This window comes from Nocardioides alcanivorans, from assembly GCF_021555175.1.
Taxonomy (GTDB): Bacteria; Actinomycetota; Actinomycetes; order Propionibacteriales; family Nocardioidaceae; genus Nocardioides; species Nocardioides alcanivorans.
In genome coordinates this window covers 21,297-42,832 of record NZ_JAKGRW010000042.1, presented here as the reverse complement: position 1 = coordinate 42,832, position 21,536 = coordinate 21,297, and the positions used below count along the sequence as shown (strand labels likewise).

Annotated in this window: 18 protein-coding genes and 3 pseudogenes; 16 read left to right on the top strand and 5 right to left on the bottom strand. The window is 69.3% G+C overall.

Annotated elements, in window-relative coordinates:
• The first annotated feature begins 5 nt into the window (after window positions 1-5).
• From L1066_RS18420 to L1066_RS18375, 8 genes and pseudogenes are all read left to right on the top strand, one after another.
• Window positions 6-1,001, top strand: a complete 996-nt coding sequence (locus tag L1066_RS18420) for an AMP-binding protein (protein ID WP_235737671.1) — start codon at window positions 6-8, stop codon at window positions 999-1,001.
• Window positions 953-1,303 carry a class I adenylate-forming enzyme family protein gene (locus tag L1066_RS18415; protein WP_235737670.1) on the top strand — a complete coding sequence of 117 codons (351 nt, stop codon included), beginning with the start codon at window positions 953-955 and terminating at the stop codon, window positions 1,301-1,303. The genes L1066_RS18420 and L1066_RS18415 overlap by 49 nt, the downstream gene beginning before the upstream one ends.
• Window positions 1,300-2,427, top strand: coding sequence for an acyl-CoA dehydrogenase family protein (locus L1066_RS18410; RefSeq protein ID WP_235737669.1), 1,128 nt, complete (start codon window positions 1,300-1,302; stop codon window positions 2,425-2,427). Before L1066_RS18415 ends, L1066_RS18410 begins: the two co-directional genes overlap by 4 nt.
• A gap of 24 nt (window positions 2,428-2,451) precedes the next feature.
• Complete coding sequence (locus L1066_RS18405) at window positions 2,452-3,660, top strand: thiolase family protein (RefSeq protein WP_235737668.1); 1,209 nt, start codon at window positions 2,452-2,454, stop codon at window positions 3,658-3,660.
• The gene (locus L1066_RS18400) at window positions 3,657-4,403 is read left to right on the top strand and encodes an SDR family NAD(P)-dependent oxidoreductase (protein WP_235737667.1); all 747 of its coding nucleotides are present in this window, start codon (window positions 3,657-3,659) and stop codon (window positions 4,401-4,403) included. Before L1066_RS18405 ends, L1066_RS18400 begins: the two co-directional genes overlap by 4 nt.
• A gap of 13 nt (window positions 4,404-4,416) precedes the next feature.
• Window positions 4,417-6,350, top strand: a pseudogene (locus L1066_RS29200) (enoyl-CoA hydratase-related protein).
• Complete coding sequence (locus L1066_RS18380) at window positions 6,347-7,363, top strand: hydroxymethylglutaryl-CoA lyase-like TIM-barrel protein (protein ID WP_235737665.1); 1,017 nt, start codon at window positions 6,347-6,349, stop codon at window positions 7,361-7,363. The pseudogene L1066_RS29200 and the gene L1066_RS18380 overlap by 4 nt, the downstream one beginning before the upstream one ends.
• Window positions 7,342-9,381 carry a 3-hydroxyacyl-CoA dehydrogenase NAD-binding domain-containing protein gene (locus L1066_RS18375; RefSeq protein WP_235737664.1) on the top strand — a complete coding sequence of 680 codons (2,040 nt, stop codon included), beginning with the start codon at window positions 7,342-7,344 and terminating at the stop codon, window positions 9,379-9,381. Before L1066_RS18380 ends, L1066_RS18375 begins: the two co-directional genes overlap by 22 nt.
• A gap of 182 nt (window positions 9,382-9,563) precedes the next feature.
• Here the strand turns inward: L1066_RS18375 and L1066_RS28855 are convergent.
• Window positions 9,564-10,328, bottom strand: a pseudogene (locus L1066_RS28855) (amidohydrolase family protein); the annotation flags it as partial.
• A 395-nt stretch (window positions 10,329-10,723) separates the two neighbouring features.
• On the opposite strand from L1066_RS28855, the gene L1066_RS18365 reads away from it, so the two are divergent.
• From L1066_RS18365 to L1066_RS18345, 5 genes are all read left to right on the top strand, one after another.
• Window positions 10,724-11,992: an ABC transporter substrate-binding protein gene (locus L1066_RS18365; RefSeq protein ID WP_312008206.1), complete on the top strand. Its 1,269-nt coding sequence runs from the start codon at window positions 10,724-10,726 to the stop codon at window positions 11,990-11,992.
• Window positions 11,993-12,087: 95 nt separating this feature from the next.
• On the top strand, window positions 12,088-13,047 hold the full coding sequence (locus tag L1066_RS18360) for an ABC transporter permease (RefSeq protein WP_235737661.1): 960 nt from the start codon (window positions 12,088-12,090) through the stop codon (window positions 13,045-13,047).
• Window positions 13,044-13,907, top strand: coding sequence for an ABC transporter permease (locus L1066_RS18355; RefSeq protein WP_235737660.1), 864 nt, complete (start codon window positions 13,044-13,046; stop codon window positions 13,905-13,907). Before L1066_RS18360 ends, L1066_RS18355 begins: the two co-directional genes overlap by 4 nt.
• Complete coding sequence (locus tag L1066_RS18350; protein ID WP_235737659.1) at window positions 13,904-14,968, top strand: ABC transporter ATP-binding protein; 1,065 nt, start codon at window positions 13,904-13,906, stop codon at window positions 14,966-14,968. Before L1066_RS18355 ends, L1066_RS18350 begins: the two co-directional genes overlap by 4 nt.
• Window positions 14,965-15,765 (top strand): ABC transporter ATP-binding protein, encoded by an 801-nt coding sequence (locus L1066_RS18345; protein WP_235737658.1) that lies wholly within the window; start codon window positions 14,965-14,967, stop codon window positions 15,763-15,765. Before L1066_RS18350 ends, L1066_RS18345 begins: the two co-directional genes overlap by 4 nt.
• A gap of 32 nt (window positions 15,766-15,797) precedes the next feature.
• Here L1066_RS18345 and L1066_RS18340 read toward each other — a convergent pair whose 3' ends face one another.
• The 4 genes from L1066_RS18340 to L1066_RS18325 form a co-directional block, all read right to left on the bottom strand.
• Window positions 15,798-16,010, bottom strand: a complete 213-nt coding sequence (locus L1066_RS18340; protein ID WP_235737657.1) for a PspC domain-containing protein — start codon at window positions 16,008-16,010, stop codon at window positions 15,798-15,800.
• 170 nt (window positions 16,011-16,180) lie between these two features.
• Window positions 16,181-16,369, bottom strand: a complete 189-nt coding sequence (locus L1066_RS18335) for a hypothetical protein (RefSeq protein WP_235737656.1) — start codon at window positions 16,367-16,369, stop codon at window positions 16,181-16,183.
• Entirely contained in the window at window positions 16,357-16,872 is a 516-nt protein-coding gene (locus L1066_RS18330) for a sulfatase-like hydrolase/transferase (RefSeq protein ID WP_235737655.1), read from the bottom strand. The genes L1066_RS18335 and L1066_RS18330 overlap by 13 nt, the downstream gene beginning before the upstream one ends.
• Window positions 16,779-17,756 carry a sulfatase family protein gene (locus tag L1066_RS18325; RefSeq protein ID WP_235737654.1) on the bottom strand — a complete coding sequence of 326 codons (978 nt, stop codon included), beginning with the start codon at window positions 17,754-17,756 and terminating at the stop codon, window positions 16,779-16,781. The genes L1066_RS18330 and L1066_RS18325 overlap by 94 nt, the downstream gene beginning before the upstream one ends.
• Window positions 17,757-17,881: 125 nt before the next feature.
• On the opposite strand from L1066_RS18325, the pseudogene dxr reads away from it, so the two are divergent.
• The 3 genes and pseudogenes from dxr to L1066_RS18310 all read left to right on the top strand — a co-directional run bounded on the left by dxr (window position 17,882) and on the right by L1066_RS18310 (window position 21,520).
• Window positions 17,882-18,996: pseudogene (gene dxr, locus L1066_RS18320) on the top strand (1-deoxy-D-xylulose-5-phosphate reductoisomerase).
• A complete protein-coding gene (locus tag L1066_RS18315) occupies window positions 18,993-20,297 on the top strand; it encodes a M50 family metallopeptidase (protein WP_235737653.1) in 1,305 nt (434 codons plus the stop codon). Before dxr ends, L1066_RS18315 begins: the two are co-directional and overlap by 4 nt.
• Before the next feature lie 26 nt (window positions 20,298-20,323).
• A complete protein-coding gene (locus L1066_RS18310) occupies window positions 20,324-21,520 on the top strand; it encodes an MFS transporter (protein ID WP_235737652.1) in 1,197 nt (398 codons plus the stop codon).
• Window positions 21,521-21,536: the final 16 nt, after the last annotated feature.

Below are 21,536 nucleotides of genomic sequence, written 5' to 3'. Positions count from 1 at the left end.
CCCTCATGGGCGCACTCCGCCAGCGATCCGCGCTGGTGGGCCTCAACTGGCGGCTTCCCGACGCCGACCTGGTGGCGTGCTGCCGGGAGGTGGGAGTCACCCACATCTTCACGAGTGCCGACTTCGCCGAGCGAGCGCAAGTGGTCGCGGGCGACAGCATCCGCGTCGAGGTCATCGACCAGACGACGGCGACCCCGTGGTCCGACCGTGACCCGGTGGCGCCACGGGAGCCGCACGCCGAGGACGTGGCCATGGTGTTCTTCACGTCCGGCTCCACCGGTGCGCCCAAGGCGGTTCCCTACGACCGCCTGGGCGTGGAGATCGGCGCCACCACGCCGGTGGTCCACGGGTTCGATCCCGAGTCCCGACTGCTCATCGTGCCGCCGGTCTTCCACCTGGCCGGCGCCTACTGGGTGCAGTACGGCCTGCTCTACGGCTCGCGGCAGGTCTACGTCGCGGACGCGTCGCCGGCGGGCATCGTGCGGGCCCTGTCGGAGCAGAAGATCACCCACGCGGTCTTCGTGCCGACGCTGATCCGCATCCTCATCGACCAGTTGAAGGCGGAGCCCGCAGACATCTCGTCGTTCCGGCACCTTGCCTACGGCGCCTCTCCGATCACGGTGGCGATGCTCCGTGAGGCGATGGAGGTCTTCGACAGCGAGTTCTGCCAGGTCTTCGGCATGACGGAGGCCGGCGGTGTCGTCACCTACCTCGCGCCCGAGGACCACATCCTCGAGGGCGAGCACAGTGAACGTCTCGGCTCGGCGGGCAGGTGCACCGTGGGTGTGGAGGCGCAGGTGCGCGACATGCTCACCGGCGCGCTGGTCGGCCCCGGCGAGTCGGGGAGCTCTGGTTCCGCACCCCCTTCATGGCACACGAGTACATCAACCGGCCGGAACAGTCCCGCCGCGTCTTCGTCGACGGGTGGGTCAACACCCGTGACGTCGGGCGGATGGACGCCGACGGCTACATCTACATCGAAGGCCGCTCCGACGACATGATCATCACCGGTGGGGAGAACGTGCACCCCGGTGAGGTCGAGCAGGTGCTCGCAGAGCTCCCCGAGATCCTCGAGTCGGTGGTCTTCGCTGCTCCGGACGAACGGTGGGGTCAACGCGTGTGCGCCGCCGTCGTGGCCCGTACCCCGGAGCTCGACGCGGCCACGGTCATGGCTCACTGCCGGGCCCGGCTGGCCGGATACAAGGTGCCGCGCACGGTGGTCTTCCTGACGGAGCTGCCGAAGACCGCCACCGGCAAGATCACCCGATCCACGCTGCCCGAAGTCCTGAAGGTGACGACATGACCGACGACGAACTGACCCCTGACGAGGTCCGCGGCGCGCTGCGCGACTACTTCGCGGCGGGCCCTGCGGCGGAGGGCGCTCGCCGGTTGCGTGACGCCGATGCCGGTGGCGAGCTCGAGCACGACGGTTTCGACAGAGCCGAGTGGCGCAGGCTCGCCGAGCAGCTCGGTCTGGCCGCGATGGCCACTCCGGAGGAGTGGGGAGGCCTCGGCCTGGGTGTGCAGCACCTGGTGGCGGCCGTCGAGGAGTGTGGCGTCGCTCTGACTCCCGGCCCGATCCGCGCCACCGCACTGCTCGGTTGGGCCCTCGCCGGGGCCGAGCCCGAGGCGGCCGGACCGGAGTGGACGGTCGACGTCGAACGCTTCCTCACCGGCGAGGCCGTTGCCGGATTCAGTCACGTCGAGGACGGTGACTGCGCGGAGTACGTCGACGCGAAGGTGAGCGGTCGTCTCGCCTCCGTCACCCACGGCGCGGTCGCCGACCTCGTCGTGGCTCGGGTGCGGGCGGCCGAGGGTCCGGCCATCGCGCTGGTCCGGCTGGAGAACTCCAGCACCGGCCGCGATGAGCTTCCCGTCGCCGACCTCACCGCTCGGTTGGCCCACGTGGTCGTCGAGGACGCCCCCGCCCTGTTGCTGACTGCACCGGGTGATCTGGAGGCGCTGCTCCGGCACTTCGTGGTGGCCCGGCTGCTGCTCGCGGCCGAGCAGGTCGGCGGCGCAGAGGGTTGTCTGGCCGAGATGGTCGACTACGCAGGCGTCCGTAGCCAGTTCGGTCAACTGATCGGCACCTACCAGGCGATCCAGCACCACTGCTCCAACACCGCACTCGAGGTGGTTGCCGCCCGAGCTCTCGTTGCGGCTGGTGCGGCCGCTGCCGACGGTCAGCGGGCCGACACCGCCCTCGCCGTGTCGTTGCTCGCGCGCGGCGAGGCAGCCACCGCGTTCCACGCCGCGTCCCGGACCCTGATCCAGGTCTCCGGCGGCATCGGCTTCACGTGGGAACACGACGCCCACCTGTTCTTCCGCCGGGCCCGGGCCACTGCCTCGACCGCCGGCACCCCTGACCAGCACCGGCACCGAGCAGTCGAGGCGGGTTGCCTCGACCTGCTCGTCACCGCCGTCTGACCACATCTTCCGAGAGGAACTCACGTGTCCACACCCGTCATCGTCGAAGCCGTCCGCACTCCCGCAGGCAAGCGGGGAGGATCCCTGTCCGGGTGGCACCCCGTCGAGCTCGCCAGCGAGATCCTGGAGGCGCTCGTTGAGCGCAGCGGGATCGACCCGGCCAGGATCGACGACGTGATCATGGGCTGCGTCAGCCAGGTCGGCCCGCAGAGCACCAACATCGCCCGCAACGCCGCGCTGGCGGCGGGACTCCCCGAGACCGTTCCGGGCACCACTATCGACCGGCAGTGCGGGTCCTCCCAGCAGGCGATCCACTTCGCAGCCCAAGCCGTGATGTCGGGGGCGATGGACATCGTCATCGCGGCCGGCGTCGAGTGCATGAGCACCGTGCCGATGTTCTCCAACGCGCCGGGTGGCGACATCCGGGCCGTCTACGGCGAGAAGCTGATGGCCCGCTATGCAGACCGGGAGACGTTCGGGGTGCCGAGCCTGGTGCCGCAGGGGCTGTCGGCCGAACTGATCGTCGACAAGTGGGGGATCACCCGTGAGGAGATCGACGCCTATGCGCTCTCCAGCCAACAGCGAGCCGCGCAGGCCCGTGACGAGGGCCGGTTCGAGCGCGAGATCCTCCCGGTGCAGCGCAGGACCCGTGACAAGGAGACCGGCGAGGTCACCGTGCACGATGACCTGCTCCGCGTCGACGAGTGCATCCGCGCGAGCTCGCCCGAGGCGTTGGCCGGGCTGAAGCCCTCCTTCCTCCCCGAGGGACGGGTCACCGCCGGCAACGCCTCGCAGATCGTGGACGGCGCCGCCGCAGTGCTGATCATGCGCGAGGAGACGGCAGCTGCGCTCGGTCTGCGCCCGCGGGCGGCCATCCGCCAGATGAGCGTGGTCGGCGCCGACCCGGTCGAGATGCTGACCGCTCCGATCCCGGCGACGCAGCGGGCCCTGGAGCGCAGCGGGCTCGGCGTCGACGACATCGATCTCTTCGAGGTCAACGAGGCGTTCGCGCCGGTCGTGGTGGCGTGGCAGAAGGAGCTGCAGGCGGACTCGTCGAAGGTCAACGTCAACGGTGGTGGCATCTCACTGGGCCATCCGTTGGGTGCCTCGGGCGCCAAGCTGATGGTCACCCTGCTCCACGAGCTCGAGCGCACCGGCGGGCGCTACGGCCTGCAGACGATGTGCGAAGGCGGCGGCATGGCCAACGCGACGATCATCGAGCGGCTCTCGTGACCTTGCGCGCCGACCTGGCCGGGCAGGTGGTCGTCGTGACTGGCGCCTCCAGCGGGATCGGGCGCCACTTCTGCCGGGTGCTCGCCGACAACCACGCGACCGTGGTGGCGGCGGCTCGACGTACGGACCGGCTGGAGGAGTTGGCAGCGACCACCCCGGCGATCGTGCCCTTCACCTGCGACGTCACGGACTCGGTGGCGGTCGACGCGCTCATGGCGCGGGCGCAGGAGCTGGGTGGGCCGCAGGTCGTGGTCAACGCCGCCGGCTTCGGCGACGCGAAGCCCGCGCTGGAGACGACGGTCGAGGAGTTCCGGGCCACGCTCGAGGTCGACCTCACCGGCACCTTCCAAGTGGCGAAGGCGGCGGCGAAGGCGATGCCCGAGGGCGGCTCGATCATCAACATCGCCTCGATCCTCGGCCTGGTTGGCTCGTGGCCGATCACGCAGGCCTCCTACTGCGCAGCCAAGGGCGGCGTCGTCAACCTGACCCGTCAGCTGGGTGCCGAGTGGGCCCGGCTGGGGATCCGGGTCAACGCGATCGCGCCGGGCTTCTTCCCGAGCGAGCAGACCGATGAGCTGCTGGCCGACGAGAAGTCGCTGGCGTTCCTCGGCCGCAACACCCCGGTGGGCCGCCCCGGCCGGCTCGACGAGCTCGACGGCGCGCTGCTCCTGCTCGCTTCCTCGGCGAGCACCTTCATCACTGGACAGATCATCGCCGTCGACGGCGGCTGGACCGCACGCTGAGAGGACGACAGGCATGCGACGCAACCTGTATGACCAGACCCACGATGACTTCCGGGGCAGCTTCCGGACCTTCGTCGAGACCGAGATCGTCCCCCACCACGACCGGTGGGAGCAGGCGGGCAGGATCGACCGCGAGATGTTCCTCAAGGCGGGGGAGCAGGGCTTCCTCGCCATGGCGGTGCCGGAGGAGTACGGCGGGCTGGGCGAGTCGGACTTCCGCTACAACGCCATCATCGGCGAGGAGCTGCAGCGGGCCGGGGTGATCGGCTCCGGCATGTGCATCACCCTCCACAACGACGTGTTCCTTCCGTATCTGCTGGACAGCGCCACCGAGGAGCAGAAGAAGCGTTGGCTCCCGGGCATGGTGACCGGCGAGATCATGGGTGCCATCTCGATGACCGAGCCCGGTGCGGGCTCGGACTTGGCGGCCATCCGCACCACCGCGCGTCGCGAGGACGACCACTATGTGCTCAACGGCGCCAAGACCTTCGTCACGAACGGGCTGAACGCCGACCTCTACATCGTGGCGGTCAAGACCGACCCGGCCGCCAAGCACAAGGGCATGAGCCTGATCGCGGTCGAGGACCCGACTGCCGGCTTCAGCCGGGGCCGTCACCTCGACAAGATCGGCCTGCGCAGCCAGGACACCGCGGAGCTCTTCTTCGACGACGCGCGTGTCCCGGTCGACAACCTCATCGGCTCCGAGGGCGCTGGTTTCGCGATCCTGATGGACAATCTCGCCCAGGAACGGCTGGGCCTCACAGTCTCGGCGATCTCGGCCTCCCGCACGGCACTCGGCTGGACTGTCGACTACTGCGCCGATCGTGAGGCCTTCGGCACCCGGGTGCTCGACCTGCAGAACACCCGTTTCAAGCTGGCCGAGCTCGCGGCACGGATCGACGGCACCCAGGTCTTCGTCGATCACCTGATCACGTTGCACAACCGGGGAGCTCTCCGCCGTCGACGCGGCCAAGGGCAAGCTGCTCACCACGGAGCTGCAGCAGGACGTCGTTCAGCAGTGTTTGCAGCTGCACGGCGGCTACGGCTTCATGCGGGAGTACCCGATCGGCCGTGCCTACATGGATGCTCCGATCCAGACCATCTTCGGTGGCACCAACGAGATCATGCGCGAGATCATTGGGCGCACCCTCGAGTCCGAGCACGGCCGCAACCCGCGCGGGGGCGGACGATGACGGTTCGGATCGACCGCGCTGCCGGGGTCACCACGATCACGATCGACCGACCCGAGAAGCGCAACGCCATGACCGATGAGATGTGGGCGCAGATGGAGGGGCACCTGACCTCCCTCGACCCCGGCGGTGAGGACCGGGTGCTGGTGCTCACTGGCACCGGTGGTGCCTTCTGCGGCGGCTCGGACGTTGCAGGCCTCCTCGATGACTTGCCGTCCCTGCCGGGGCGGATCGACGTCTCCAACCGATGCGTGCTCGCCGTGCACGAGCTCCCGATCCCCACGATCGCCAAGATCGACGGGATCGCCGCAGGGTCGGGGCTGAACCTGGCGCTGGCCTGCGACCTCGTGCACGTCAGCGAGCGCGCCCGTTTCGCGCAGCTCTTCATCCACATCGGCCTCTCGCTCGACAGTGGCGCGAGTTGGCTGCTCCCGAGGCTGGTGGGGAGCGACGGGCCCGCGAGCTGTCCCTGATGGGCGACCAGTTGAGTGCACCCGACGCCCTCGCCATGGGCATGATCAACAGCGTCCGGCCCGTCGACGAGCTCGACGGGTTCGTCGACTCCGTCGCCGCCCGGCTCGCCGCCTCAGCACCTGCCGGGTTGGCCGGCACCAAGCGGCTCCTCAACGACACGTGGACGCGCGATCTCGCCGGCGCGCTCCGTGCCGAGACCGACAACCAGGTCGAGGTCATCCAGACCGACAGGGCACGCGAGATGATCGAGACCTTCACCGGCGCGCGGAAGGAGAAGCAGTGACCGAGGTGGCACACGTCAGGATCGTCGAGGTCGCCCCTCGCGACGGCCTGCAGAACGAGGCCGTTCGGCTGACCGTCGACCAGAAGCACCAGCTCGTCGAGCACGCCGTTGCCTACGGCGCCCGCAACATCGAGGTCACCAGCTTCGTGCACCCGAAGGCAGTGCCGGCGATGGCGGACGCCGAGGAGTTGGTCGCGCTGCTCGAGTCCGAGCCCGATGTCACCTTCAGCGCGCTGGTGCTCAACGAGCGCGGGCTCGACCGTGCCCTTGCCGCCGGCATCACCGAGGTGAATGCGGTGCTCCACTGCACGGACACCTTCAGCCAACGCAACCAGGGCACCGACATCGACGGCGGCATCGGCATCTGGCACCGCATCGCGCAGTCGGCGCGGGCCGCCGGCATCAGGGCCAACCTCACCCTTGCGGTCACCTTCGGCTGCCCCTTCGAGGGGGAGGTGGCTGAGGAGCGGGTCCGCCGGATCCTCGAGCGCGCGTTGGAGGAGGCCCCGGCCGAGCTGTCGCTGGCCGACACCATCGGCGTGGCCGTGCCCCGCGACGTACGACGCCGCTTCGGTATCGCGGCGGAGCTCGCTCCCGCAGGCACCGAGCTGCGCGCGCACTTCCACAACACCCGCAATGCCGGCGTGGCCAACTCGCTTGCCGCGGTCGAGGAGGGGTGGCCATCCTCGACTCCAGCCTCGGCGGCATCGGGGGATGCCCGTTTGCTCCGAAGGCGACCGGCAACGTGGCCACCGAGGACCTCGCCTATGCGCTGGAGCGCAGCGGCATCAGTCATGACCTCGACACCGACGGTCTGCAGATCGCGGGCGAGTGGCTGCAGGAGCAGCTGGGCCGGCAGCTGCCGGCGATGGTGCTGCAGGCCGGTGGTTTCCCCACCGGCACCTTGTCGGCCTGACGACCCGCCGACCGACCGAACCGACCGGCCCCGACCCGCTCCGCGGGCGCTGGGGCGACCCCTGAAGGAGAAGACGTGTCCCAGAACCTCACCGTGACCCGCGAAGGTCACACCGCTGTCGCGACATTGGACGTGCCCGGCCGGACCATGAACGTCATCGACGCGGTCGTCCTCACCGAGCTGCGCTCGGTGGTCGACGAGGTGCTCGCCGACGACGGCATCCACGCGCTGGTGCTGATCTCGGGCAAGGCCGGCTCGTTCGGCGGCGGCGCCGACCTGACCACGCTGCCCCAGCTGGCCAGCGATCCCGGCACGGAGGAGTTCCTCACCGCGACGCACGAGCTGATGGAGCTGATGCTCGCGTCGCCGAAGCCGATCGTGGTCGCCATCGACGGCTACGCGCTGGGTGGGGCCCTCGAGGTGGCACTCGGCGCCAGCACGCTGCTGGTCTCCGACCGTGCCACGCTCGGCCTGCCGGAGTCCACCCTCGGACTGATCCCCGGTGGTGGCGGCACCCAGCTCATCCTGGAGCGGGTGGCGGCCGACACGGCCTTGGAGCTGATGGTCAGCGGCCGCTCGGTACCGGCAGCGGCCGCGGTCGAGCTCGGGCTCGCCGACTGGGTCGTCTCGGCTGACGAGCTGCTGTCCACCGCGTTGCGGGTGGCCACCGAACCACGCCCGGAACGCACCTCGCCCAACACGGATGCGGACGTCGCGGCGGCACTCGCCCTGGGACGCGGCGTACGCCGTCCCCCGAGTGCCGCGGCCACCGCCGCGTTGCTCGACGTGGTCGAGACGGGACTGGTCCAGGGGCGGTCTGCGGGTCTGGCGGCCGAGCGCAAGCACTTCCTCGAGCTGCTCCGCTCCGACGAGAGCGATGCCCTGATCCACCTCTTCCATGCCGAGACCGCGGCCAAGCGGCAGTTCCGCGGCGGTGACCGGCCGACCGCCGTGGCCGTTGTCGGAGGTGGTCAGATGGGCGCCGGCATCGCTGCGGCCGCCGTCGGCCACGGCGTGAGCGCCGCGGTGCGTGACATCGACGAGGCCCGCCTGACCGAGGCCGGGGAGCGCGCCGAGAAGGCTGCGCACGGTGCTGGTGGCGCATGGACCGGCACGACCGGTTGGGAGGGGTTCGCCACGGCCGACGTGGTCGTCGAGGCGGTCTTCGAGGACCCGCGGCTCAAGGCCGACACGCTCGCGCAGGTCGCCGAGGTGGTGGGGCAGCAGACGCTGATCACCACCAACACCTCGGCGATCCCCGTAGGAGGCCTCAGCCGTGCGGTCACGCACCCGGAGAACTTCCTCGGCACCCACTTCTTCTCTCCGGTCGAGCGGATGCCGCTCGTCGAGTTGGTGCCTCATGCCGGGACCGCTCCCGAGGCGCTGCGACGTGCCGGTGTGATGGCGCGGACCCTGGGGAAGGTGCCGGTCGTGGTCGCCGACCGGCCCGGTTTCTTCACCTCCCGCGTCTATGCCCGCTGGCTGATCGAGGGCCTGCGACTGCTCGCCGACGGCGCGGACCCGGCGCTCGTGGAGGCGGAGGCCAAGCAGGTCGGGTTCCCCGTCGGACCGCTGCAGGCCAGTGACGAGGTCACGCTCGACCTCGTGCTGGCCGCCAGCGTCGTCCAGGTGGCCGAGCAGGTCCTGACCGAACGGGTCGACGTACCTGCGGTCAAGTCGCTGCTGGAACGGCTGATCGCTGCGGGCCACCGCGGCAAGCGCTTCGCCAAGGGCTTCCACCGCTACGTCGACGGGCGTCGCGACGGCCTCGACGCCGCGGTGATCGACGTCGTCGGAGCAGGTGGCGGTGTGGCACCGGGTGAGGCGGGCGAGCGGTTGCTGCTGGCGTTCGTCACGGAGGCGTTGCAGTGCTGGGACGACGGCACGCTGTGCCACCCCGACGACGGTGACGTGGCCTCGGTGCTGGGCATCGGCTTCCCGCGTGCGCTCGGCGGCCCCTTCCGCTGGGTCGATCGCCAGGGTGCTGCTGCCGTGCTGGCGCGGGTACGTCGCCAGGACGCCAACGCCTTCCCGGCCGGCGACACCTTGGTCCGGCTGGCCGAGGGCAACGGTCGATTCGAGACGGAACCGCGCCGGGACCGCCCGGCGAAGTAGCACGCCGTGCGCCGCGCTCGGTCAGGCGAATCCGAAGAGGCGACGCGCGTTGCCGTGCTCGATGGCGGCGCGCGTGGCCTGCTCGAGGGGAAGGCCTCGAACTCGCGCTCGAAGTACTCGATCGTGGGGGAGAGGGCGTAGGGCCAGTCCGTGCCGTAGAGGATCCGCGACGGATCGGCGAACGCCAGCAGGCTGGGCAACGAGGTCGGTGACGTCGACAGCGCGGTGTCGAACCAGAAGCGGCGCGCGTCATCGAGCAGGGCGGTCGCGTCGCGCACCGGCTCCAGCATCGTCGAGGCCATCGCTGCCAGCCGGTGCACCGAGTAGGGCAGGAAACCGCCCGCGTGGCTCAGGATGATCTGCACGTTGCGGTGCCGGTGGAGGATGCCGCCGTACAACAGGCTGATGGCGGCGCGCACGGTGTCGAGGAGGAAGTCCGCGACCGCGCCCGAGACCCCGGGGACGAGCGGGAGCGTCGTCCAGCTGGGGTGCACGAACACCACCGCGCCGAGGCGGTCGAGCTCTGCCCACACGGGTTCGAACTCGGCCTCGCCGGGGTAGCGGCCGTCGACGTTCGTCATCAGCGTGAAGCCGGCGCAACCCAGGCTGGAAGCGCGCTCGATCTCCTGGAGGGTCGCCTCCACGTCAGGCATCGGCAGGGCGGCGAAGAACGAGAACCGCCCGCTGTCGTGGCCGAGGCTTCCCAGCGTCTCCGCCAACTGCTGATTGGCGTCGCGCGCGGCAGCGGCGGCCCGTGCGACGTCGCCGAAGTAGACCCCGGGTGCAGTCAGCGACACCACGGACCGTGAGACTCCGTGACGGTCCATGGCGCGCAATGCGTCGGTGGTCGTCCATGAACGGACCGGCCGGTCCGGAGCGAAGTGCCGCACCTCGGTTGCCCAAGCCGGCACCACGGCGTGGTGATGCACATCGATTCGTCCGGTCATGCCACATCTCCTGAAGTGGATATGGATTCAGGTCTTGCCATCTCGCGGGAACTGAGTCTAACATCAGATTCAGGTTGTGAGGGTAGACACATCGCACGCCGATGGCTCGGGAGTCGGCCCCACAGAAGCACCGAAGGGAACCGGAATGCACAAGTTCGCAGGACTGGCGGCTGGCGCAGTCGTACTTGCCACACTGACCGCCTGCGGGGAGGTGGCTCCTCGTCCTCGTCGTCGGACGGCGACGGCAAGCTCGTCTTCGCCTCGACCTTCGCGCAGGGCACGCTCGACCCCGACCTGCTGCCACTGCGGCAGATGGCGATGTACACCGCCCCGATGTACGACACGCTCACCTTCTTGGCGGGAGACGAGTCGCTCCAGCCGATGCTCGCGACCGAGTGGGAGTCGGGCAGCGACGACGACGGACCGTTCCTGGACCTGACGCTGCGCGAGGGCCTGACCTTCGACGACGGCACCCCTTCACCTCCGCAACGGTGGTGGCCAACATCGTGCGGTCGCAGGAGCTCGAGGGCAGCTCCAACGCGGGGATCCTGGCGGGCACCACGGCCGAGGAGATCGATGAGACCCACGTTCGGCTGCGCAACGAGCGCGGCGTGGGCCACCTGCCCCGCCTGCTCTCGGGTGCGGTCGGAGCGATGATCTCCGACAAGGCGATCGCCGACAAGGTTGACCTCACCGAGCAGGAGGCCGGCATCGGCGCCTTCAACCTCGAGTCGGTCCAGCCCAACCGCGTCGTCTACAGCGCCAACGAGGACTACTGGGACGACTCGGCCGCGGCCGTCGACACCCTCGAGATCACCTATCTCGCCGATGACGCGAAACTCAATGCGGTCCGTTCCGGAGAGGTGGACATCACGATCCTCCCCGAGAAGATGGTCAAGCCTGCTGAGGACGCCGGCTACTCGATCGAGCGGTCGTACGGCGCCGAGAACTACTCGTTCTCGGTCAACACCGACCTCAAGCCCTTCGACGACCCGCGGGTTCGCGAGGCGATGAACATCGGCATCGACCGCCAGGCCATGTGCGACGCGGTGCTCGACGGTGCCTGCCAGGCCAACGGCCAGCTCTTCGGCACCGGCACCCAGGCCTACGACGCCGACAAGGAGCTGGGCGACTTCGCCTACGACGTCGAACGGGCCAAGGAGCTCGTCAAGGAGGCGGGTGCCGAGGGATCGAAGTTCGACCTCGTCACCGTCGCCGGCAACCAGGCGTTCGAGCAGCTCGCCACCGTCTTCCAGGCGCAGATGAAGGAGATCGGCCTGGAGGTCGACGTCAAGCCGATCGCGCCGCCGCAGGTGGTCAGCAGGTTCGCTGTCGAGAAGAACGCTCCGGTCGCCTTCGGCGCCATCGGCAACGCGTTCGACCCCTCGGAGTCCATCGAGCGCTACATCTTGCCGACGGGTCTCTACAACCCCGGTGGGTTCAGCATCGACGCGATCAACGAGAAGGCTGCCGAAGCGCTCCTCGAGACCGATCAGGACGCACGCATGGCGCTCTACCGGGAGATCTCGGGGATGGCCCCCGCGGACGGGTTCTTCATCCCGCTGATGACGCCTGAGACCGCCTACGTGATCGCCGGTCACGTGGAAGGCTGGGAGAACCCTTGGGCCCCGTCGTTCCCCAGTTTCCGCGGCGTCAAGGGCTGACGCCTGCATCCGATCTCGGGCCGGCGGGGCGATCACACCCGCCCCGCCGGCCCGCTCTTCACTGACCACCACCCGAACCCTCTGAGGAGAGACCGATGGCGCTGCTGATCCTGCGACAGCTGCTCGGCCGCCTGGCCGTGGCCGTCCCGATGCTGCTCGCAGTCACCTTCGGCGCCTTCATGTTGCTCTACGAGATCGGCGACCCGGCTGCCGCGATGGCCGGCGAAGGGGCCTCGCGCGAGCAGATCGAGGAGATCCGCAAGGACAACGGCCTCGACCGGCCGATCATCACCCAGTACCTGTCCTGGTTGGGCCACGTCCTCCAGGGCGACCTCGGCCAGTCCATGCAGCATCGCGGCGACGTGCAGGCGTTGGTCAGCCAGTACCTCCCGCCGACGCTCCTGCTCTCGGCGCTCGCGATGGGCATCGCCGTCGTCGCCGCCCTGGTCGCCGGCTCGCTTGCCGGGATGCGGCCCGACGGCTGGCTCGACAAGGCGCTCCAGGGCGTTTCGTTGCTCGGCATCGCCGTCCCCAACTTCTTGGTGGGACTCATCCTCATCCTGGTGTTCGCGATCTGGTGGCCCCTCTTCCCAGCGGGCGGCTACCGCACGCCGGAGGAGGTGGGGCTCTTCGGCACCCTGGAGTATCTGGTCCTTCCGGCCGTTGCCCTGGCGCTCTCGTTGATGTGCCTGCAGACCCGCACCCTGCGGGCTTCGCTGCGCAACGAGTACAAGACCGACTACATCCGCACCGCCCGGATGAAGGGCGCGTCCGAGGGGCAGATCTTCCTCCGCCACGCCGCCCGCAACGCGTCCGCCCCGCTGGTCACCGTGATCGGCCTCGAGGTCGGGGTGCTCATCACCGGCGCCCTGCTCGTCGAGGTGGTCTTCGCGGTGCCGGGGATCGGCACCTTGACCATCGAGTCCGTCCGTGGCCAGGACTTCCCGGTCGTGCAGGCACTCGTTGCCCTCTTCGGTGCCGTGGTCCTGCTGGCCAACCTCCTGGCCGACCTGGTCGCGCTCTGGCTCAACCCCCTCTCGAGGAGCAAGGCATGACTGACCTCGTGGACAAGACCACCGCCCCCGAGCCCCGGACGCCGGGGCGCACGATCCGCTGGCGCCCGCGGCGCATCGGTGCGTGGCTGGCACTGGCGTACGTCGTCGTCGCCGTGGCGATCACCGTGCTCGTTCCCGTCCTGCCACTCCAGGACCCGGACGTCCAGGAGCTCGGCAACACCCTCGGGCCACTGTCCGGCGGACACTGGCTCGGCACCGACGACCTGGGCCGGGACCTCTTCGCGCGCCTCATGTGGGCGGTGCACACGTCCTTCCTGGCCGCGCTGACGGCCGTTGCCGTCGCGGTCGTCGTGGGCCTCCCGCTCGGATTGCTCGCCGGCTACCTCGGCGGCTGGGCCGACACGGTTCTCTCACGTCTGGCCGACGTCGTGCTCACCGTTCCCGCGCTGATCCTGTTGCTGGCCGCGCAGACCGCGCTGGACACCGGCATCCAGGGACAGATGGTGGTGCTCGGATTCATCTTCGCGCCCCGCATCCTGCGGGTGGTGCGGGCGGAGACGTTGGTCATTGCCGCCACGCCCTTCGTGCAGGCCGGCCGAATGTCGGGGTGCTCGCACTCCCGCATGGTCTGGCGCTACCTGCTCCCCGGCGTACGTGCGCAGCTCGCCGTCCAGGCCAGCTATCTCCTCGGCCTGGCCCTCGTCGTCGAGGCCGGCATCAGCTTCCTCGGCATCGGCGTGCGGCCACCCGGGTCGTCGTTGGGAACCCTGCTCATCGGAGCCTCGTCGATGCTGTCGATCGAGCCGCGGGTGGTGCTCATCCCTGCTGCCGTGCTCACCCTGCTGATCCTCAGCCTCAACGTGCTGGGCGACCAACTCACCGAGGAGCGGAAGAAGTGAACGCGACGATGTCCGATCCCACCACGCGTGACGTGACTGTCGCCGTACGGCCCGCCATCTCGGTGGCCGACCTCTCGATCGAGGTCGACGCCCGCGACACCTTCGTCGGACGAGCGTTGCCGTTGGTTCGTCACGTCTCCTTCGAAGTCGCGCCCGGCGAGATGGTCGGCTTGGCCGGTGAATCAGGATCGGGCAAGAGCCTGACCGCGTCGGCCGTCGCGGGCCTGCTGCCAGAAGGGGTCCGACAGGCCGGTGGCGACATCCAGGTGATGGGTCGGGCCCCGGGGGCGGGACGACGCCGCGACAGCGACGTGGCGATGATCTTCCAGAACCCGATGACCAGCCTCAACCCGTCGATGCGCATCGGCGACCAGATCGCCGAAGCCGTGCGCTTGCGCCACAAGGGGATGTCACGCAAGGAGTCGCGCCGGCGCGCGGTCGAGATCCTCGACCGGGTCGAGGTCAACCGCCCGGCCGAACGTGCCCGGCAGTATCCCTTCGAGTTCTCCGGTGGCATGCGTCAGCGCGCGATGATCGGTATCGCGGTCGCTCGCGAGCCTTCGGTGCTCATCGCCGATGAACCCACGACTGCCCTGGACGTCACCGTTCAGAAGGGAGTGATGGACCTGCTCGACAGGCTCCGTGCGGAGATGGGACTGGCAGTGCTCCTGATCTCCCACGACCTCGGGGTGATCAGCGAACGCTGCGACCGGGTGCTGGTGATGTATTCCGGAGAGCTCGTCGAGATCGGTACCACCCGCCAGGTGCTCGACTCGCCCTTGCACCCGTACGTCGACGGGCTGATGCGGTGCATCCCCGAGCGTGCGCTGGAGCTCGGCTCGCTGCAGCCGTTGCCGGGACAGGTGCCCGGCCCCGAGGCGCACATCCCCGGATGCCGTTTCGCAGACCGCTGTGCCTTCGTCACCGATGAGTGCCGACAGGCACCGGTGCCGATGGCGGACGCCGGTCCGGGACGCGAAGTCCGTTGCCTGCGTTGGCAGGAGCTCTCCGCTGCGCGCGTCGCAGACGTAGCCCAACTCGACGAAGGTGGTGTGCGATGACCGAGCCGCTCATGCGCGTGGAAGGTCTGCGCAAGACGTTCAAGACGTCTCGCTGGCCGGCGCCTCCACTGAGGACGGTGGCCATTGACGACGTCTCGCTGGAGGTGCACGCAGGTGAGGCGGTGGGCATCGCCGGTGAGTCCGGATCGGGGAAGTCGACGCTGATCAGTGCGATGTGTGGGCTGGTCTCCCCGGATGCTGGTCGGGTGCTGCTGCACGGCAAGGAACTCCATCACAAGGGCCGTTTCGACCGGCGCGCCTGGCAGCAGTTGCAACTCGTCTTCCAGGACCCCTACACGTCGCTCAACCCGTCGATGACGATCGAGGAGAACGTCGCCGAACCGGTGCGGTGGTGGAAGGGTGCCTCGCGCAAGGAGGCGATCGCCACGGCCCGGGAGATGCTCGACCTCGTCGGCCTCGGCAGCGGCATGATCGCTCGTCGGCCCGGCCAGCTCTCCGGTGGCCAACGGCAGCGGGTCTCCATCGCGCGTGCCCTGGCGACCGAGCCGGAGTTGGTGTTCCTCGACGAATCCGTCTCTGCGCTCGACGTCTCGATCCAGGCCCAGATCCTCGAACTCCTGCTGCGGCTGCGCGAGGAGCGCAACCTCACCTATGTGTTGGTCAGCCACGACATCAGCGTGCTCCGTCTCGTGTGTGACCGCGTCGTCGTGATGCAGCGTGGCCGCGTCGTCGAGGAGCGCCCGTCGGCAGAACTGACCGTCGAGGGAGTCACCGAGGACTACACGCGACAACTGCTCGAGGCTGTCCCCACCATCACTCCCGCCGTACTGCACTGACCCGCTGACGCGTCACGTGCCTGCGCCGGGCTTCATCCCTCCTGGGGCATGACCACCCAGGCGATGAGATAGAAGACGACCGCGGTGCCGAGGCCGAAGACGGCCGCCGCGACCATCAGGATCCGGATGAGGGTGACGTCGAACCCGGTGTAGGAGGCGATGCCGCCACAGACACCGCCGAGCATCTTGTCGTGGCGGCTGCGGGTCAGGCGCTTGCGGTAGGGGCTGCGGGTTTCGTCGTTCATGCCTCCATGATGCATCGCCAAGGCTCGCCGGACATCGGGGAACGCCCCCGGTTCACCCTCGGCCCCGCCCCTGACGGGGCGGGGTCTCGACAGGCTCGACCGACGGGGGCGGGGTCTCGACGGGCTCGACCGACGGGGGCGGGGTCTCGACAGGCTCGACCGGCCGGGGGTCACCCCATCGCGGCGGGGTGCAGCTTCGGCACGCGAGCCTGCGGCAGTCGCTGCCGCAGCTCGGCGACCATGGCGTCGCGGCGTCCTCGGCATGCGGGGTCGTCCCAACGGTTGTTCCACTGGTGCGGATCGGAGACCGTGTCGTAGAGCTCGCCCTCGGTGCCGTCATAGACGATCACGTCGGGCACGTCCTCGGCCGCGATGCCGAAGTCGGCATAGCGGCGCTCCCGGGGAAGCCGTAGTCGGTCGCGGTCGGCTCGTAGGCGGTGCAGATCCAACCGTCGGCCACGAGCGTGCGCATCGCATAGCCGGTGTCCAGCTGGCTGTCCCACTCGACGATCGCGGTACGTCGTCCCTCGTCCGCCGTCGTCGGCAGCGTCTGGCCCTGCATCCAGTCGGGCACCGGAGTATCGGCGATCTCGCAGAAGGTCCGGGCCAGATCGACCTGGCTGACCGGTTCGGTGACCTCCGCAGGTGCGATGCCCGTGGCGCGCGCCGGCCGCCAGATCATCGGGATCCGCATGAGCGCGTCGACGTGGTAGGGGCCCTTGAAGAGCAGGCCGAGGTCGCCCTGGAACTCTCCGTGGTCGGTGGTGATCAGCACGTCGGTCTCGTCGCCCCAACCGCGAGCCTCGATGTGGTCGAGAACGCGACCGAACGCTTCGTCGAGCAATTCGTTCTTGCGGTGCACGTAGGCGTTGATCTCGCGGATCTGGTCGTGGGTGAGGTCGGCCGGCACGAAGTCGGCAGGTGCGGCATCGACGTTGGGCACGGTGCCGTCGTACCAGGCCAGCCAGTGTGCCGGGCGCGCGGCGAGGATCTCGCGGATGCGTTCGGGGAGCCGGGGTGGCCCTCCGGCAGGCCCAGGGTGCGCCAGTCGATCCTGTGCTGCTCGCCCTCCGGCAGGTCCCAAGGATGGTGCGGGTCGGGGAAGCTCATCCAGCAGAACCAGTCGGACTCGTCATCGAGGGAGTCGAGCCACTCGATGACCCGGTCGGCAATCCAGTCGGTGTGGTAGTTCTCCCGCTTCACCCCGTGGGCCCGCAGGCCCGGCGCGCCGGTGTCGCCGCCCGGGATGGTGGAGAAGATGCGGAGGAAGCCGTCGACCTCGTCCGGGTGGTTCTCCCGCAGCCAGTTGGCGTAGTGGGAGGGGCCCACCGGTCCGTGGCCCGCGAAGGTCACGTACTCGAAGCCACGGTACGGACCGTGCTCGTCACGTGCGATGAGCTGGTTCTGCGGGTAGACGTTGTCGGGATCGGCGATGGGCTCGAAGTGCACCTTGCCGATCAGCGCAGTGCGGTAGCCGGCATCGGCGAGCACCTGCGCCACGCTCGGCGCGTCCTGGGGCAGGGGCACGCCGTTGGCGATCGCACCGTGCGTGCGAGGGTGCTGTCCGGTGAGCATGCTCGACCTGGCCGGGGTGCAGATCACGTTGGCGCAGTGGGCACGTTCGAAGCGGATGCCCTCGGCGGCCAACGCGTCGGTCACCGGCGTGGCGGCAACCGTGCCACCGTTGCACCCATAGGCGTCGTAGCGCTGCTGGTCCGTGGTGATGAAAAGGATCTTGCGGCCCACGATCGGCTCCTCGTCATGATGGCCCGGGCTCGGCTGTGAGGCCTGGACGCAGTTTTTCCGACTCTAGATTCAGATTCAATTCATGGCAAGGTGTGTCACTGGGGCAGCCCTGACAGAATGGTCCGGTGGTCAACTCGCGCGACGTCGTCATCCTCGGCTCCACCGGCTCCATCGGCCGGCAGGCCCTCGACCTCGTGCGGGCCCACCCTGACAGGTTTCGGGTCGTCGCGCTGACTGCCGGTGGCAGCAACCCCGACCTCTTCGCCAAGCAGGTCGAGGAGTTCGCCCCCGCGTTCTCCGGCTTGGGGAGGAGGCCAGCGTCGAGGCGGCCGCCCGGGCGAGTGACGTCGTACTCAACGGCATCACCGGTGCCGTCGGCCTGCGTCCGACGCTCGCTGCCCTCGAGTCCGGCCGCACGCTCGCGCTCGCCAACAAGGAGTCGCTGATCATCGGCGGCCCGTTGGTCAAGGCTGCTGCAGCACCCGGCCAGATCGTCCCGGTCGACAGCGAGCACAGCGCGATTGCGCAGAGCCTGCGCAGCGGTTCCGCGGCAGAGGTACGTCGCCTCGTCCTGACCGCGAGTGGTGGTCCGTTCCGTGGTCGCTCACGTGACTCCCTCGCCGAGGTGACGCCCGCCGAAGCCCTGGCCCACCCCAACTTCGCCATGGGTCGGGTGATCACCACCAACTCCGCCACCCTGGTCAACAAGGGGCTGGAGGTCATCGAGGCACATCTGCTCTTCGACGTGCCCTTCGACCAGATCGAGGTGGTGGTGCACCCGCAGCAGTTCATCCACTCGATGGTGGAGTTCATCGATGGTGCGGTCGTCGCGCAGATCGGGCTGCCCACCATGCTCGTGCCGATCGCGATGGGTCTGGCCTGGCCCGACCGGGTGCCTGACGCGGAGACCCCGGTCGACTGGACCAAGGCGGCCGACTGGCGCTTCGAACCGCTCGACGACATCGCGTTCCCTGCCGTGCGCCTCGCTCGCGAGGCCGGCGTGGCGGGTGCGACCGCACCCGCTGTCTACAACGCCGCCAACGAGGTCTGCGTCGATGCCTTCCACGACGGGAGACTGCCGTTCCCCGGCATCGTCGACGTCATCGGGGACGTGCTGGCCGCGCACGTGGTCGCAGCCGACGGTGCGCTGACGCTCGATGACGTCCTGGGCGCCGATGCGTGGGCGAGGGAAGAGGCCGCCCGCATCGTCGAGCGCCGCACCGGGAGGGTGCTGCGATGACTGCCGTCTACTACGCCCTCGGCGTGCTCATCTTCGTGCTCGCGATGGTCATCTCCATCGCCCTGCACGAGATGGGCCACATGGTGTGGGCCAAGCGTTTCGGAGGCAAGGTCACCCAGTTCTTCGTCGGCTTCGGCAACACGATCTGGTCCCGCAGGATCGGGGAGACCGAGTACGGGTTCAAGTCGATCCCGCTGGGCGGTTTCGTCAAGATCGTCGGCATGCTGCCGCCCGACCGTGAGGGGCACCTGAGGCAGAGCAACACCGGCATGTTCACCCAGCTGATCTCCGATGCCCGGGCAGCCGAGTGGGAGCTCGTCCAGCCCGAGGACGAGCCACGGCTCTTCTACAAGATGTCGTGGTGGAAGAAGGTCATCGTGATGGCCGCCGGCCCGATGGTGAACATCATCATCGCGCTCTTCATCTTCCTCGGCGTCTTCGCGACCTACGGCAACCCGGGCGACGTACGCACCCTGCCCGTCGTCGACTCGATGAGTGCCTGTGTGGTGCCCTACGAGGAGTCCGGCCGCGAATGCACCGCTGACGACCCGGTCAGCCCGGCCGTGCAGGCAGGTCTCGAGATCGGCGACGAGATCGTCGCCTTCAACGGTGTCGAGGTCACGTCGTGGCAGCAGGTCTCCGGGCTGATCCGCGCCAACAACGACGGCGAGGCCGAGATCGTCGTACGTCGCGGGGGTGAGACCCTCGCCCTGCACACCAACACCTTGGTCACCCCGCGGCCCACGGGCGGCGACGCCGCGCAGCTGACCGAGGTCGGCTTCCTCGGGGTCAGCCCGCGCACCGAACTCGGCAGTGGTGGCCTCTTCTACACGCTGGGCCAGATGGGCGAGATGACGACGCGCACCGTCGAGGCGATGGCGACCCTGCCCGCCAAGGTCTATGACGTCGGTCAAGCCATCATCGGGGTGGAGGAGCGCGATCCCGAAGGTCCGATGAGTGTCGTCGGAGGCGGAAGACTGGCCGGTGAGACCACGTCGCACGAGGCCTTCCCGGTCAAGGACAAGGCCGTCTTCCTGCTCATGCTGATCGCCGGCTTCAACTTCTTCATCGGCATGTTCAACTTCATCCCGCTGCTGCCGCTCGACGGTGGGCACATCGCCGGCGCCCTGTGGGAGGCGATCCGCCGCGGTTGGGCCCGGCTCCGCCGCAGGCCCGACCCTGGACACGTCGATGTCGCCAAGCTGCTGCCGATCGCCTACGTCGTGGCCGGCTGCTTCCTGGTGATGAGTGTCGTGCTGATCCTGGGCGACCTCATCGTGCCGATCCACCTCGCCGGCTAGCCCGACACGAACCGTAGAGTGCCCGCGTGAAGCGGAGGGGAGTGGCGCCGGAGGCACGCCCCGCGATCCCGTCCGAGATCTGGGTGCTGGTCGCTGCTGCCTTCGTGATCGCGATCGGCTACGGGCTGGTCTCGCCCGTGCTGCCGGCGTACGCCCGCAGCTTCGACGTCGGGGTGGCTGCAGCCTCGGTCGTCGTGTCGGCCTTCGCCTTCTTCCGGCTCCTCTTCGCCCCGGCCGGTGGCGCGTTGGTCGCCCGGCTGGGGGAGCGGCCGGTCTACCTCAGTGGCCTGCTGATCGTCGCGGCCTCCTCACTGGCCACGGCCTTCGCCCAGTCCTACGCACAACTCCTGGTGCTGCGGGGCATGGGCGGCATCGGTTCCACCATGTTCACGGTCTCGGCGATGGCGCTGTTGGTGCGCCTGGCGCCCCCGACGATTCGCGGTCGCGTCAGCTCCGCCTACGCATCCTCCTTCCTGATCGGCGGGATGGTGGGCCCGCTGGCCGGCGGCGCCCTGGCGGTCTTCGGTCTCCGAGTCCCCTTCGTCGTCTACGCCGGAGCGCTGGTGGTCGCCGCGGTGGTCGTGGGCGTCCGGTTGTCCGGCACGCGCCTGCGTCCGCCCGCCGACGCACCGGCGACCACACCGATGGCATTGGGTGAGGCGCTCGCGTCCAGCACCTATCGAGCCGCCCTCGTCTCCGCCTTCGCCAACGGGTGGTGCAACTTCGGGGTGCGCGTCGCCGTACTCCCGCAGCTGGCGGTCGCGATCCATGACGACACCTGGGTGGCAGGTGTGGCGCTGGCGTGCGCCGCGGTGGGCACAGCGGTCACGTTGCAGTTCAGTGGGCGCCTCGCCGACACGGTCGGACGGCGCCCGATGGTGCTGGTCGGGCTGGTGGTGACGGCACTCGGGCTCGGGGCCATTGGATTCGTGACCGGACTCGCGGAGCTCCTGGTGCTGTCCGCGTTCTCGGGCGTGGGTGCCGGGCTGCTCAACCCGGCACAGCAGGCTGCGGTCGCCGACGTCGTCGGTCAGGACCGCTCGGGCGGGAAGGTGCTCGCGACCTTCCAGATGGCGCAGGATGCGGGGGCCATCGGAGGACCGATCCTGATCGGTGTCATCGCCGACCAGGTCGGCTACGACTGGGCATTCCTCACGACCGGTCTGGTAGCGCTCCTGGCAGTGACGCCCTGGCTGGTCGCTCGGGAGACCGCTCCGATGTGACGTGGCGCTCCCTCTA